This is a genomic window from Rhizobium sp. NXC14 (assembly GCF_002117485.1).
Taxonomy (GTDB): domain Bacteria; phylum Pseudomonadota; class Alphaproteobacteria; order Rhizobiales; family Rhizobiaceae; genus Rhizobium.
In genome coordinates this window covers 1,184,509-1,198,502 of the sequence record NZ_CP021030.1, presented here as the reverse complement: position 1 = coordinate 1,198,502, position 13,994 = coordinate 1,184,509, and the positions used below count along the sequence as shown (strand labels likewise).

Sequence of the window (13,994 nt, the reverse complement as noted above, 5' to 3'; positions counted from 1 at the left end):
GAACCCTTTCGCCAATATGAAAGTTTTGTGAAAGACGCGGATCCCCGCCACGCTCCCGCGTGAATTCGAATTCCCGAGCGCAATCAGGCGCTTGTTCAGGCGGAGCGACGGCGCTGCGCCTCGTGATCGGCGAACATGTCGGCGACGCATCTGCCGCCGGAGGCGACGCTCTCGTCGTCGAGGAGATCTGCCTTGATTTCGCCGAGCTTGCGGGCGGTATCCCAGAGGCGAAGCGCTTCGCGGACGACCTCACTGCTCGAGGCGTAACCACCCGTGTCGACGGCGGCACGGATGCCCGCTGCCTGTTGCGGAGAGAGGGAAACGGTGACCATCGGCATGAACTTCCTCCCTTTTTTTCTTCAGGCAGAACCCTGCCGTTGGGGGACGCATGACCATTTTCGGCATTCCCGGCGGTTCAAGCCGGTGCCTTGGTGCGTTCGCGCATAAACCATCCGGCATGCCGGACGGTCCTAATCCCTAAAGTCTAATCCCCCGCCATTCCCTTGTCAAAAAAGAAAAGGTCCATCGCGGTTCAACTGCGCAAGCCAAGGCCAACGGCGATCATCGTCCACCCCTGGACCATCAGGTCGAAGGCTAGAAAAAGGCCAAGGATCCAGAGGCTGTTGACCGGCCAGCCCAGTGCGATGACAAAGCCGGCGAGCGCCGTCATGACGCCGCTTGCAGCGATCCAGCGCCAGCCCTTGAGCGGTCGCATGCGCATCCCGACCCAGAGACGGAATATGCCGGCCACCAACAGCGCAATGGCAAGAAACAGGGTCAAGGCGGCCGAGGTGAAGATGGGATTGACGAAGGCGCAGATACCGGCAAGCACGTAAAGCACGCCGCTCAAAGCCCAGAAGAGCACCTGATCCCAGCGACGCAACTGAAAAGCGTGGACGAGATAGATGACGCCGCCCGCCAGCATGAGCATGCCTACGTAAAAGACCGAAGCGACGGTCGCCATCAACAGATTGCTAAGGGCGATGAGGCCGCAGATAAGAAGCAGAACCCCGAGGCCGAGGAACCATACCCATTTCGACCGCAGCGAGGATTCCGGCATTTCATTGAAGACGCTGGTCATGGCACACCTCCTGATCATTTGAATATGTTGCCTCAGCTCTTCCGGAAAAGATGTGAGCCAAATCAATTCGCCGAAGATTTTTGTTGATTGATCAGTCAATCAAAAATATCATGGCGCGGTTTTCAGAGGGTTGTCGTTTTGCCGAAAGTCGGAATGGAGCCGGTGCGCCGCAAGGCGCTTGTCGATGCGGCGCTGCGGGTGATCGGCGATCACGGCTCGCTTGCCGTCACCATGTCCGACATCGCCCGCGAGGCCGGCGTCTCGCCTGCCCTCGCCCATCATTATTTCGGCAGCAAGGAGCAATTGCTGATCGAGACGATCCGCTCGCTCCTGAGACAGTTGCGCAGCGATACGGTGGCAGCACTCAAGGCAGCGAAGACGCCGCGCGAACGGCTTTCGGCGGTGATCCGTGTCAGCTTCCACGCCGACCAGTTCGCGCCGGAGACGATTGCCGCCTGGCTTGCCTTTTATGCCGAAGCGCAGCGTTCCGAGGAGACGCGGCGCTTTCTGGTGATCTATGCCAGGCGGCTGCGTTCGAACCTGCTTGCCGATCTAAGGGCGCTGCTGCCGACCGACGCCGCAGAACGCATCGCCGAGGGCGCAGCGGCGATGATCGACGGGCTCTATATCAGGCAGAGTCTGAAGTCGGCGCCGATCGGCATCGAAGCCTCGATCGCGTTGACGGAGGATTATCTGAACGCGCTTCTATCCACCACTTCCGCCAAGGACAAATGACATGAAAGCCCAGCCGAAAGCCTCGCACTTCATCGACGGCGAATATGTCGAGGATACCGACGGCACCGTCATCGAGAGCCTCTACCCTGCCACCGGCGAAGTGATCGCCCGGCTGCATGCGGCAACGCCTGCGATCGTCGAGAAGGCGATTGCAGCGGCCAAGCGCGCCCAGCCTGAATGGGCGGCGATGAGCCCGATGGCACGCGGCCGCATCCTCAAGCGCGCCGCCGAGATCATGCGGGAGCGCAACCGCGAGCTTTCCGAACTGGAGACGCTCGATACCGGCAAGCCAATCCAGGAAACGATCGTTGCCGACCCGACCTCGGGCGCTGATGCCTTTGAATTTTTCGGCGGCATCGCACCGGCCGGCCTCAACGGCGCCCATATCCCGCTCGGGCAGGATTTTGCCTATACCAAGCGCGTTCCCCTCGGCGTCTGTGTGGGCATCGGCGCCTGGAACTATCCGCAGCAAATCGCCTGCTGGAAGGCTGCCCCGGCGCTTGTTTGCGGTAATGCCATGGTGTTCAAGCCCTCGGAAAACACGCCGCTCGGCGCCTTGAAGATTGCCGAAATCCTGCATGAGGCGGGGCTGCCGAAGGGCCTCTTCAACGTCATCCAGGGTGACCGCGACACCGGGCCGCTGCTCGTCAATCATCCCGACGTCGCCAAGGTGTCGCTGACCGGCTCGGTGCCGACCGGACGCAGGGTCGCGGCGGCAGCCGCCGGCAACCTCAAGCACGTCACCATGGAGCTCGGCGGCAAGTCGCCGCTCATCGTCTTCGACGACGCCGACCTCGATTCGGCGGTCGGCGGGGCGATGCTCGGCAATTTCTATTCCACAGGCCAGGTCTGCTCGAACGGCACGCGCGTCTTCGTGCAGAAGGGCATCAAGGCTGAATTCCTCAAGCGGCTGAAGGCGCGCACTGAGGCGATGCTGATCGGTGATCCGTTGGACGAGGCGACGCAGATCGGCCCGATGGTCTCCTGGGCGCAGCGCGAGAAGGTGATCGCCTATATCGAGAAGGGCAAGGCCGAGGGCGCGACGCTCGTTGCCGGGGGCGGCATTCCGAACAATGTCTCGGGCGAAGGCTATTACGTGCAGCCGACCGTCTTTGCCGATGTCACCGACGATATGACCATCGCCCGCGAGGAGATCTTCGGGCCGGTCATGTCGGTGCTCGATTTCGACGGTGAGGAAGAGGTAATCGCACGCGCCAATGCCAGCGAATTCGGCCTCTCCGGCGGCGTCTTCACCGCCGACCTCACCCGCGCCCACCGCGTCGTCGACCGGCTGGAGGCCGGCACGCTGTGGATCAACACCTATAATCTCTGCCCGGTGGAAATCCCCTTCGGCGGCTCGAAACAATCGGGCTTCGGCCGTGAGAATTCTCTGGCGGCGCTGGAGCATTATTCCGAGCTGAAGACAGTTTACGTCGGCATGGGGCCGGTGGCGGCGCCTTATTGAGAAATATTTGCCTCCGCCCCTGCCCCTCACCCTAACCCTCTCCCCGTAAGAACGGGGAGAGGGGACGTGCCAAACGCAGCGTCAAGGTTGAGCGAAGCCGGTGCGGCATATCCCCTTCTCCCCGCGGGCGGGGAGAAGGTGCCGGCAGGCGGATGAGGGGCAGGCTCCAGGAAAAACAAGAAGCAGCCGGATGATGGCAGCTCGAGGGAAACAAATAGATGCAAGCAGATTTCATCATCATCGGTTCGGGCTCGGCCGGGTCCGCCCTCGCCTACCGTCTCTCCGAAGACGGCAAGAACAGCGTTCTCGTCATCGAGGCCGGCGGCAGCGATTTCGGGCCGTTCATCCAGATGCCGGCAGCCCTTGCCTGGCCGATGAGCATGAAGCGCTACAACTGGGGTTATCTTTCCGAGCCGGAGCCGAACCTCAACAACCGGCGCATCACCGCGCCGCGCGGCAAGGTGATCGGCGGCTCCTCCTCGATCAACGGTATGGTCTATGTGCGCGGCCATGCCGAAGACTTTAACCGCTGGGAGGAACTTGGCGCCAGCGGCTGGGCCTATGCCGACGTTCTCCCCTATTTCAAGCGCATGGAACATTCGCATGGCGGCGAGGATGGCTGGCGCGGCACGGACGGGCCGCTGCACGTGCAGCGCGGCGGCTTCACCAATCCGCTCTTCCGGGCCTTCGTCGAGGCCGGCAAACAGGCGGGCTTCGAGACGACGGAGGATTACAACGGCAGCAAGCAGGAAGGCTTCGGCCTGATGGAGCAGACCATCTTTGCCGGCCGCCGCTGGTCTGCCGCCAACGCCTATCTGAAGCCGGCGCTGAAGCGCCACAATGTCGGGATCGTCTATGGCCTGGCGAGCAAGATCGTCATCGAGAACGGGCGGGCGACCGGCGTGGAGATCGAACGCGGCGGCAGGACAGAGGTGGTGAAGGCCAACCGCGAGGTGATCGTCTCCGCCTCCTCCTTCAATTCGCCGAAGCTCCTGATGCTGTCCGGCATCGGCCCGGGCGAGCATCTGAAGGAAATGGGCATCGAGGTGAAGGCCGACCGTCCTGGTGTCGGCGCCAACCTGCAGGACCATATGGAATTCTATTTCCAGCAGGTCAGCACCAAGCCCGTGTCGCTCTATTCTTGGCTGCCCTGGTTCTGGCAGGGAGTGGCGGGCGCGCAATGGCTGCTCTCCAAGGGTGGGCTCGGCGCTTCCAACCAGTTCGAGGCCTGCGCCTTCCTGCGCTCGGCACCCGGGCTGAAGCAGCCGGATATCCAATATCACTTCCTGCCGGTGGCGATCAGCTATGACGGCAAGGCGGCGGCCAAGAGCCACGGCTTCCAGGTGCATGTCGGCTACAATCTGTCGAAATCGCGCGGCAGCGTGACGCTGCGCTCACCCGATCCCAAGGCCGATCCGGTGCTGCGCTTCAACTATATGAGCCATCCGGAGGACTGGGAGAAATTCCGCCACTGCGTGCGTCTGACCCGCGAGATCTTCGGGCAGAAGGCCTTCGACACCTATCGCGGCCCGGAGATCCAGCCGGGCGAAGGGGTGCAGAGCGACGATGAGATCGATGCCTTCCTGCGCGAACATCTGGAAAGCGCCTATCACCCCTGCGGCACCTGCAAGATGGGCGCCAAGGACGATCCGATGGCGGTGGTCGATCCGCAGACGCGGGTGATCGGCGTCGACGGCTTGCGGGTCGCCGACAGCTCGATCTTCCCGCACGTCACCTACGGCAACCTGAACGGCCCCTCGATCATGACCGGCGAGAAGGCGGCAGACCACATCCTAGGCAAGCAGCCGCTGGCGCGCTCAAACCAGGAGCCGTGGGTCAACCCACGGGCGGCGATCAGCGATCGATAGTCAGTGGTGGTCTTCTTCAGGAGCGATCGCATCAGAGAAATCCAATCCAGCGCCCTGCCACGAGGGCGGCAATCCATGTTGCCGCTGACAGAGCCGCTGAAACTCTGACGGCAGGGCTCAGAATGCCGGCCGTGATTGCAGTTCGCCAGCCCTGCCCCGCATGCACGGCGAGCACATTGAGCAACGCGAAGGCAATCAGTCCGACTTTGGCGAGGAAAGCGGGATTGGCGGCATATTCGACCGCTCGCACGCTGAAGAGGCAGAAGCCGGTCAGAAGAGCCGCGGCGAGGCCGATGCCGGCAGCGCGCGAGAGGAACGGGGCGAGGATTTCCACCGGCACCTTTTGGAACAAGCCGCCGAGTCTGAGATCAAGCGGCAGAATCGCGCCGACGAGCAGGCCGATCGACAGGATATGGGCGGCGTTGACGAACATATAGAGCAACGCTGAGCGGCGGAGCGCGACCGCAAGCGCCGTGGCCGACAGCCATTCGAGAGCGTCCATATCGGCCGGTCAGTTCGTCCGGATGCGATCGGGATAGATATCGTAGCGCTTCTCGCCGATGGTGATGCGCACCGCCTTCATCCGCTTTTCCTTCGGGTCCTGCGAACGGTTGCCGAGCGCGATCACCTGGTCGCCCGGCTTTGCGACCCCCTCGACGAATCCGGAGCGTTCGGTCTGGCGCGGATTGCCGAGTTCGACCCGCCAGACGCCGTCATCGGCGGTGGCGACATCAAGGGTGGGATGCGGCCCGCCCATCGATATTTTCTCGATCGTGCCGCGAAGCTCGATCTGATCAGCCTCGGCCCACGACCAGCCGTGATGGGCGGCAGCGCTCGTCGCAAGGGCAGCCGACAGACCGACGGCAGCCAGGAGACGCTTTGTCGGAAATGCAAACATTGGATCTTCTCCTACCCGAATGAACAGGCAGGTGGTGCACCGCAGCGGCGAGAAAAGGCATTTCACCAAATCTTGAAGCAGACGCCTCCCGCCGGCTTCCTCAAACCCAGGAGGCTCAGGCGAGCAGGCGGGTGATTTCGGCGCCTTGCCTCGGCTCGACGGCATCGGCGATGGTCGTCGAGAACAGTACCTTGCGCGTGGCGTCGGCCACCTTGGCGAAGACGTGGCGGATTTCGCAGTTCTGCTCGCCGTCGCAATCGTCGCACCGGCGGTAGGCGGTGATCGACAGGCACGGAAGGGGTGCGATCGGACCGTCGATGATGCGCAGGATTTCGCCGAAGGTGATGGTGTGGGCGGGCTTGAGCAGGAGATAGCCACCCTGCTTGCCCCGGCGGCTGACGACGATGCCGTGATGTTTGAGGTCGAGCAGGATCTGTTCGAGGAACTTCTTCGGGATCTTCTGCTGCGCGGCGATATCGGAAATCATAACGGGTTCGTCGGCACCGGCATCCGCCAGAACCGTCAGCGCCCGCAGCGCATATTTCGCCTTTTGCGTAATCATCTCAGACCGTCAACACACACAGGCGGCGCGCATCCCGCGCCGCTTCACACGTATATTCGCCTCTATGGCACAACCAGCATGAACGGAATTTGAACGCGCCGGCAGAACGCCTTGAGGGACAAGCATTTTTGGCCTTGTTTTTCACGCTTGGCCAAGCCCTCGCAAACTACGCCAAATCAGCGCCTTCCGCACCTTTTTCAGCATCACTTCAGATTTCGGATTGACAGGCTGCGTGTAAGTCTACTAATTCGATAGACATTGAGGCTGCCGACGCGGATTTCGCCCGCGGGCGGCTGCTTTTCTGCATTGCGGCAGCTTCGGAGAGATATTTGCTCTTCCGGCCGCAGCTTTCGAAATCCCTTTTTCTGTCCGATCCAGGCTTGAACTGCGATACTCCCGGCAACTAAGGACAGGATTTCCAATGACTGTTATCAATCCGAATACAGAAGCCGAGGCGCTGAACGACAAGCTGGCAGGCCTCGACCTTGCCGGACGTCTGTCGCTGGTGGCAGGCCTTGGCGGCCGCGTGGTGTTCACCACCTCGCTCGGGATCGAGGACCAGGTGATCACCGCCGAAATCGGCACGCACCGCCTGCCGATCGACATTGCGACGCTGGAAACCGGCCGCCTGTTTGCCGAGACGCTGGCGCTGATCGACGAGACGGAAGCCCAGTACGACATCCATATCCAGCGCTTCGCGCCAGAGAAGGCCGATATCGACGCCTATGCCGCGCAATACGGCCTCAACGGTTTCTACGAGAGCGTCGAAGCCAGGCATGCCTGTTGCGGCGTGCGCAAGCTGAAACCGCTTGCGCGTGCGCTCGAAGGGGCGACGATCTGGATCACCGGCCTGCGCCGCGGGCAATCGGCCAACCGCGCCGAGACGCCCTTTGCCGAATATGACGCCGAACGGCATCTCCTGAAGGTCAATCCGCTGGCCGATTGGGACATCGAGGCGATCAAGGCCTTCGTTTCCCAAAACGGCGTGCCGGTCAATCCGCTGCATGCGCGCGGCTATCCCTCGATCGGCTGCGAGCCCTGCACAAGGGCGATCAAGCCCGGCGAGCCGGAGCGCGCCGGCCGCTGGTGGTGGGAGCAGGACGAGAAGCGCGAATGCGGCCTGCATGTCGCCGAAGAGGCCGCGGCGGTCGCCGCACAATAACCATCTTCCCGGCTTTTCGGATCAGGGCGCGGCGATCGCCGCAGCCCCGAAGAGCCACAATCGAGAAAGCCCTGCGGGCAGCCGCAAGGACCGACAGTCTGGAGTAAGACATGCCCGATAGCCGTCCGGATACGGAACTCAGCAATCCCCAGAGCGCCAAGGCGCCGCTCGACCCGCATCTGAAGGCGCTGGAAAACGAATCCATCCACATCTTCCGCGAAGTCGCAGCCGAATTCGAGCGTCCCGTCATGCTCTATTCGATCGGCAAGGATTCCTCGGTGCTGCTGCACCTGGCGCGCAAGGCTTTCTATCCCGGCCGCGTGCCCTTCCCGCTCTTACATGTGAACACCGGCTGGAAGTTCCGCGAGATGATCACCTTCCGCGACGAGACCGCGAAGAAGTACGATCTCGATCTCATCGAGCATATCAATCCGCGCGGCGCGGCCGAAAACATCACGCCCTTCACCCATGGCTCGGCCGCCTTCACCGACATCATGAAGACCGAAAGCCTGCGCCAGGCGCTCGATGCCGGCCAGTTCGACGCCGCTTTCGGCGGCGCCCGGCGCGACGAGGAGGCAAGCCGCGCCAAGGAGCGCATCTATTCCTTCCGCACTCCGGACCATCGCTGGGATCCGCGCAACCAGCGACCGGAACTCTGGAACATCTACAACGGCATGATCCGCAAGGGCGAGAGCGTGCGCGCCTTCCCGCTGTCGAACTGGACCGAGGTCGATATCTGGCGCTACATACAGGCCGAGCACATCCCGCTCGTGCCGCTCTACTACGCCCGCAAGCGCAAGTTCGTCGAGCGCGACGGCATGATCATCCTCGCCGAGGATCCGCGCCTCGAACTGCTGCCCGGCGAAGTGCGCCAGGAGGGCATGATCCGCTTCCGCACGCTCGGCGATTTCCCGCTGACCGGCGCCATCCGCTCCGAGGCGAGCACGCTCGAAGAGGTGATCGCCGAACTCGAAATCGCAACGGTGTCCGAACGCCAGGGCCGCGCCATCGACCGCGACCAGTCCGGCTCCATGGAAAAGAAGAAGCGTGAAGGATATTTCTGAGATGACCGCAGCCAACACCGCCGTCTCGGCCACAACCGTCGCCAGCCTGCCCGCCGCCGAGCCGCAGAAGGCCCAGCGCGACTCGCGCCCGCTGCGCCTGATTACCTGCGGCAGCGTCGATGACGGCAAGTCGACCCTGATCGGCCGCCTGCTCTGGGACACCAAGGCCGTCAAGGAAGACCAGGCCGCCACGCTGCAGCGCGATTCCACCGGTAAGCAGAACGACCTCGGCCTGCCCGACTTCGCGCTCTTGCTCGACGGCTTGCAGGCCGAACGCGAACAGGGCATCACCATCGATGTCGCCTATCGCTATTTCTCGACCGACAAGCGCTCCTTCATCGTCGCCGACACGCCCGGTCACGAGCAATATACCCGCAACATGGCGACCGGCGCCTCGACCGCCGATCTCGCCATCCTGCTCGTCGATGCGCGTCTCGGCATCCTCGAACAGACGCGCCGCCACGCGACGATCGCCTCGCTGCTCGGCATCAGGCAGTTCGTGCTTGCCGTCAATAAGATCGACCTGACGGGCTATGACCGCGCCGGCTTCGAGAAGATCAGCCACGAATTCCGCGAATTCGCTCTGTCGCTCGGCGTCAAGCAGATCACCGCCATTCCGATGTCGGCGCTGAAGGGCGAAAACGTCGTCTATTCCGGCCAGGCCGCCATGCCCTGGTACACTGGCCCGACGCTGGTGGAAACTTTGGAGCTTGCCACCGTGCGCTCGTCGCAGACGGTCGGCTTCCGCCTGTCGGTGCAGCGTGTGTCGCGTCCGGGCGAAAGCTTCCGCGGCTACCAGGGCACGGTTGCCGGCGGCTCGGTCAAGCCGGGCGACAGCGTCATGATCCTGCCGTCGGGCATGGTCGCCAACGTCTCCAAGATCGTCACCTTCGATCTCGTGCGCAACGCCGCCGTTGCCGGCGACGCGATAACGCTGGTGCTCGACCGCCAGGTCGACGTGGCACGCGGCGACATGATCGTCTCGATCGACGCCCAGCCGCAGGTCGGCCTGGCCTTCGACGCGCAGATCGTCGCGCTGCAGCCCGAAGGCATCGAGCCCGGCAAACGCTACTGGCTGAAGAGCGGCAGCCGCCGCCAGCGCGTCCAGGTGCAGCCGCTCAGCCAGCTGGAACTGAAGACCGGCACCTGGAACCCCGCCCAGCGGCTCTACATGAACGCCATCGGCAAGGTCCGGCTTGCCTTTGACGAAGCGGCGATCTTCGATCCTTACGAGCAGAACCGCCAGTCCGGCTCCTTCATCCTGATAGATCCGGAGACCAACAACACGGTCGCCGGCGGCATGGTGACCGGCAAGCGCACCGAACTCGGCGGCCTGCACAATGGCGAAGCCCGCGTCATCCTCTCGCTGCCGGCCGACTTGGCCGAGCAGATCATGGCCAGCGAACTCTTCGCCAGCCGCAGCCATGAGGCCGAGGTCCGGCGGATGACGGCAGCCGAGGCGGCCGAGTTGTGGTCGAGCGCCGCAAGCGATATTTGATCATGGATCAAGGGGCCAGCCAGACTGGCCTCTTTTCCAACACTGCGGACTGGCGGATTTCCCCAAGCAGACCTCCGCCGAGAGGTTGCAGCCCTGAGAACAGTCACTTGACCGCCCTGCGAACGGTTTCGATGAGAAGACCGAAATCAGTGGGCTTTTCCAGGATGACCGCGCCCGCGAGGACTGGGTCAGATGCAAGTTCATGGGCAAGACTTGCTGTCGCCAGAACGATCGGGACATTCAACTGGCGAAGCTTCGCAGCTACCGCGGTCACTCTTGCCTCGCCGAGATGAACGTCAAGGACAGCAACGTCAGGTCGATCCTGCTCCAGCAGATCGAGAGCGCGCTCGTTCGATGACACCGGGCCAAGCACCTGCAATCCGGCAGCGGTCAGTTTACGTCGGAGTTCATCGGCGATGAAGAACTCGTCCTCGACGACGAGGACCTTGGTCGCGCCTGCCCTCGTGTCGACAATATCGCTCACATGACCTCACATCGGGAATTTGATCGTCGCAGTGAAACCACTGGGAGGATAGTTAAGTTCCACGCTTCCACCCATATGGTCGGCGAGGCCTTCGATTAGTTCGGTCCCGTAGCCCTGGCGTACAGACTCATGAATAGGCGGCCCTGCTTCCTCGCGCCACTGACATACGAGCCACGTCCGGTCCCGCGGCCCGGCTTCCATTTCCCACGTCACACGTATCTTTCCGCCGGGCACCGAGGCAGCACCATGCTTCAACGCGTTCGTGCCGAGCTCGTGCAGGATCATGCTGACCGGGAGAACCTTTGAACTTCCAAATTCTACGGACGGTCCAGAGCATTCGAGCCGTTCCCAAACCGTCGCACCGACCGCGCCACGCAGCAATGCTTCGAACTCAGTGAGCCCGCCAATGGCAGCAACTTCCTGAGCTCGAAAGGTGATATCGAGCCTTCCAAGCAACGCTTCCTTGAAGCTTGCCACCGCCGGATCGTCGGTCCTGGTGTTGTTCACGACCGACTGAACGACGGCCGACAGGTTCCTCAGCCGATGCCGCATCTCCGCCACGATGAAGTCCATCTCGGCATCGTGGCGCCGGCGCTCCGTCACGTCGTCGAAGATGACCAGGATGTTGGGACTGTTGTTATCCGGATGAACGAGGCGGCGGGCATCGACAAGGATTGTACGCTGGCCGATCGTCGGGAATTCATGCTTCACTTCGAAGCCAATGACGGCGGCCGCCCGTGGGATCACCGAGGCTATGAGCTGCCGAAGCTCCGGAATATCCCATTGCCCATTTCCAAGCCGGAAGAAGTTCTGCGAGAGGATGTCGTCCCGCTCGACTTCGAAAGTCTCGATGAACGCATTGTTTGCGGTCGTCACACAGAGATTCTGATCCAGCACGACAACGGGCTGGGTCATCGTGTCGACGATGCCCTGGGCCTGTACGTGCCCGGTCTTCATCAGGCGATACAAATCTTCCAGCAACATCGATGGCATTCCCTCCTCACCGCACGCTTAACGAGCCGACAATATGAAGGCCCCCACAGCCCCTGCGTCTAAAGTAATCTTTTCTGCATGGCTGGCAATGTCCGCCAGGTGGCGGCCCGGTCAAGCCCGGTGACAGCGTCATGGGCTGCCCTGCCACCGAGACTATGTTTGCCATCCGTTGGCCGCTTTCTCCCGGTCGGATTCTGGCCGCGTGCTTGGAACTAATGACGGGCGAGACTGTTTCAGCTGTGACTTTGGCATGACGTTGACACGCCCTCCTGGCTGGGTAAGCCTCGATTTTGAGGAGACTTGCATCATGAAGAATTCGTCCACAATTCGTTCAGTCGCGGCTGCGGTTATCGCGGCGGCGGGAGTAAGCTTCGCCGGCTCCGCGCATGCCGACAGCGGTACGATCAGCTTCTCGGTCTACAAGGCTGCCTTCTTTGTGGGTGGTACTGGAGGCGAAGGCACGCTCACCTTCCATGGTCGCCACTATCCCATCACTGTCGGCGGCATCTCAGGAGGCCTCGCCTTCGGGGCTTCTAAGACCAATTTTCATGGTACCGTTCGCCATATCCGCCGCGCTCAAGATGTGACGGGGGTCTACGGTGCGGCGGGTGGTGGCGGCGCGGTCGGCAAAGGTGCCCAGATGATCGTCATGACCAATGAGAAGGGCGCCCAACTCGAACTCTCGGGCAAGCAGGTAGGCCTGCAAGTCAACGCCGATCTCAGCGGTATTGCCATCACGGTAAAGTAAGGGCCGTCCCGAAGTGGTCGCGATGCGCAGAGTTGCTACAGGCTTGCGGCCGGTCAGTGTGCGATAATTCACAGATTGGCCGCTAAAAATTCAGTGTTTGCAGAAAACGGACTTTTTCAATTCACGTTCGCTGTTTACCGCTTGCCCGCGGGCTCATGCGAGCACATTCTTATAATTGGATCCTGGCGGTGCGGTAAGACGAGAGGTCAGGCCTGCAACGCTCAATTTCGACCTCGCAGTACTTCACGTGGCGCCTTTGCTCGACTGATCCCGAGCGAGGAGGTTGTCCATGTCCACGCCCTATGTCGACCACCCGCTACAACCGGGCGACCGGGTCCCGAACGTTGAGTTTGATGCCATCTCGCACGAGGGGAAAATCGCACTTGATGATTTTCGTGGCCGCAGCCCGTTGTTGATCGGTTTGTTTCGAGGCCTGCATTGCCCGTTCTGCCGGCGCCACGTCGCCGCCATGTCATATCTCAACCCGGTACTACGTGAGAAAGGCGTCCAATCCCTGGCTGTTGTAAACACCCCGGTCGAACGCGCGCGACTCTATTTCCGTTACCATCCGATACCCGATCTTCTTGCTGCTTCCGACCCGGTACGGGCTTCGCACCAAGCCTTCGGCTTGCGCGAGGTCGGGATCGATACGCTCATGGCGATACGGATCGATCTTCCGGGCGATTTGCCCGAGCCTATGGGCGTGAGGGCAATGGACGAATTTCTCAACGAGAAGGAAGGATATCAAATGACGGAAGCCGATCAGCAGATGATGACCGCCGATCATGGGCAGCTTGTCGGTCAGTTCCTCATCGACCGGGAGGGCATCGTACGGTGGAGCTTCACTGAAGCTCTGGAGCCCGGGCTACAAACATTCAAGGCACCGAATTCCCAGGAATTGATGTCGGTAGCTTGCCAAGTCGCACCTTGAGAGAAAAACTCGCTCGACGCCCACCGCCCGGGTAGTGAGTTCCGGAACTGCTGCGACCTTTTGCGGTAGAACACTCCGCATCACGCGGATATATAGATCATGCTGCGTTGGCTTTTTAGCGGTACCCGATGCCCAATTCTCCCGATTCCTCAGGTGAAAGCGTTAGCAGCTCGATCTCGGGTCGCAATCAGACAGCAGATCCGACGGCGCAAGCGGCTGCCTCCGATTCACTAGACATTGACGACCCGCAACCGCCCCACGGATCCTTCGGCCAAATCAGACAGGCCGCGAGCAATCTATTCCGGGCGCTGCGTCACGATTTGCGGGCAAGCGCCGCCTTGGCGAAGAGCAGGACGGCCGCTTCGGTTTTGAGGCGGAAGCTCAGGAGGTCGATGCGGCGGGCAGCCACATCGGCTCCAACCCAGTGGATGACCACCGCTCTGGCCAGAACCCTCCGCAGGATTCGCGATCGGCGCACCAATCCGGCTGAAAGCAGCAGCCAGCG

The 13,994-nt window shown here is 61.9% G+C and carries 15 protein-coding genes; 8 read left to right on the top strand and 7 right to left on the bottom strand.

The annotated features are described in order from the left end of the window. Positions 1–95: 95 nt before the first annotated feature. Positions 96–338 carry a type II toxin-antitoxin system ParD family antitoxin gene (locus tag NXC14_RS05900; RefSeq protein WP_064801122.1) on the bottom strand — a complete coding sequence of 81 codons (243 nt, stop codon included), beginning with the start codon at positions 336–338 and terminating at the stop codon, positions 96–98. Positions 339–532: 194 nt separating this feature from the next. Next, entirely contained in the window at positions 533–1,081 is a 549-nt protein-coding gene (locus NXC14_RS05895; protein ID WP_085777365.1) for an HdeD family acid-resistance protein, read from the bottom strand. Between the two features lie 138 nt (positions 1,082–1,219). Here NXC14_RS05895 and betI point away from each other — a divergent pair, with 138 nt between their 5' ends. From betI to betA, 3 genes are all read left to right on the top strand, one after another. Next, positions 1,220–1,816, top strand: a complete 597-nt coding sequence (betI, locus tag NXC14_RS05890) for a transcriptional regulator BetI (RefSeq protein WP_085777364.1) — start codon at positions 1,220–1,222, stop codon at positions 1,814–1,816. Position 1,817: 1 nt separating this feature from the next. Further along, entirely contained in the window at positions 1,818–3,281 is a 1,464-nt protein-coding gene (gene betB / locus NXC14_RS05885; RefSeq protein ID WP_085777363.1) for a betaine-aldehyde dehydrogenase, read from the top strand. Between the two features lie 218 nt (positions 3,282–3,499). Continuing rightward, a complete protein-coding gene (gene betA / locus NXC14_RS05880) occupies positions 3,500–5,149 on the top strand; it encodes a choline dehydrogenase (protein ID WP_085777362.1) in 1,650 nt (549 codons plus the stop codon). A gap of 31 nt (positions 5,150–5,180) precedes the next feature. Here betA and NXC14_RS05875 read toward each other — a convergent pair whose 3' ends face one another. The 3 genes from NXC14_RS05875 to NXC14_RS05865 all read right to left on the bottom strand — a co-directional run bounded on the left by NXC14_RS05875 (position 5,181) and on the right by NXC14_RS05865 (position 6,609). After that, positions 5,181–5,651: a DUF6644 family protein gene (locus NXC14_RS05875; RefSeq protein WP_085777361.1), complete on the bottom strand. Its 471-nt coding sequence runs from the start codon at positions 5,649–5,651 to the stop codon at positions 5,181–5,183. A 9-nt stretch (positions 5,652–5,660) separates the two neighbouring features. Then, positions 5,661–6,047 (bottom strand): DUF6152 family protein, encoded by a 387-nt coding sequence (locus NXC14_RS05870; protein WP_085777360.1) that lies wholly within the window; start codon positions 6,045–6,047, stop codon positions 5,661–5,663. Positions 6,048–6,162: 115 nt separating this feature from the next. After that, on the bottom strand, positions 6,163–6,609 hold the full coding sequence (locus tag NXC14_RS05865) for an Rrf2 family transcriptional regulator (protein WP_085777359.1): 447 nt from the start codon (positions 6,607–6,609) through the stop codon (positions 6,163–6,165). Positions 6,610–7,030: 421 nt separating this feature from the next. Here NXC14_RS05865 and NXC14_RS05860 point away from each other — a divergent pair, with 421 nt between their 5' ends. The 3 genes from NXC14_RS05860 (at position 7,031) to cysN (ending at position 10,333) form a co-directional block, all read left to right on the top strand. Beyond that, complete coding sequence (locus NXC14_RS05860) at positions 7,031–7,771, top strand: phosphoadenylyl-sulfate reductase (protein WP_085777358.1); 741 nt, start codon at positions 7,031–7,033, stop codon at positions 7,769–7,771. A 110-nt stretch (positions 7,772–7,881) separates the two neighbouring features. Beyond that, positions 7,882–8,835, top strand: a complete 954-nt coding sequence (gene cysD, locus NXC14_RS05855) for a sulfate adenylyltransferase subunit CysD (RefSeq protein WP_085777357.1) — start codon at positions 7,882–7,884, stop codon at positions 8,833–8,835. A gap of 1 nt (position 8,836) precedes the next feature. Beyond that, the gene (gene cysN, locus NXC14_RS05850) at positions 8,837–10,333 is read left to right on the top strand and encodes a sulfate adenylyltransferase subunit CysN (RefSeq protein WP_085777356.1); all 1,497 of its coding nucleotides are present in this window, start codon (positions 8,837–8,839) and stop codon (positions 10,331–10,333) included. Positions 10,334–10,436: 103 nt separating this feature from the next. Here cysN and NXC14_RS05845 read toward each other — a convergent pair whose 3' ends face one another. Continuing rightward, positions 10,437–10,817 carry a response regulator gene (locus tag NXC14_RS05845; RefSeq protein ID WP_085777355.1) on the bottom strand — a complete coding sequence of 127 codons (381 nt, stop codon included), beginning with the start codon at positions 10,815–10,817 and terminating at the stop codon, positions 10,437–10,439. Positions 10,818–10,823: 6 nt separating this feature from the next. Further along, the gene (locus NXC14_RS05840; protein WP_348630256.1) at positions 10,824–11,810 is read right to left on the bottom strand and encodes a PAS domain-containing protein; all 987 of its coding nucleotides are present in this window, start codon (positions 11,808–11,810) and stop codon (positions 10,824–10,826) included. A 307-nt stretch (positions 11,811–12,117) separates the two neighbouring features. Between NXC14_RS05840 and NXC14_RS05835 the strand changes: the two genes are divergently transcribed. After that, a complete protein-coding gene (locus tag NXC14_RS05835; RefSeq protein WP_085777354.1) occupies positions 12,118–12,558 on the top strand; it encodes a hypothetical protein in 441 nt (146 codons plus the stop codon). Between the two features lie 289 nt (positions 12,559–12,847). Continuing rightward, positions 12,848–13,489 (top strand): peroxiredoxin-like family protein, encoded by a 642-nt coding sequence (locus NXC14_RS05830; protein ID WP_085777353.1) that lies wholly within the window; start codon positions 12,848–12,850, stop codon positions 13,487–13,489. The last annotated feature ends 505 nt before the right edge of the window (positions 13,490–13,994 follow it).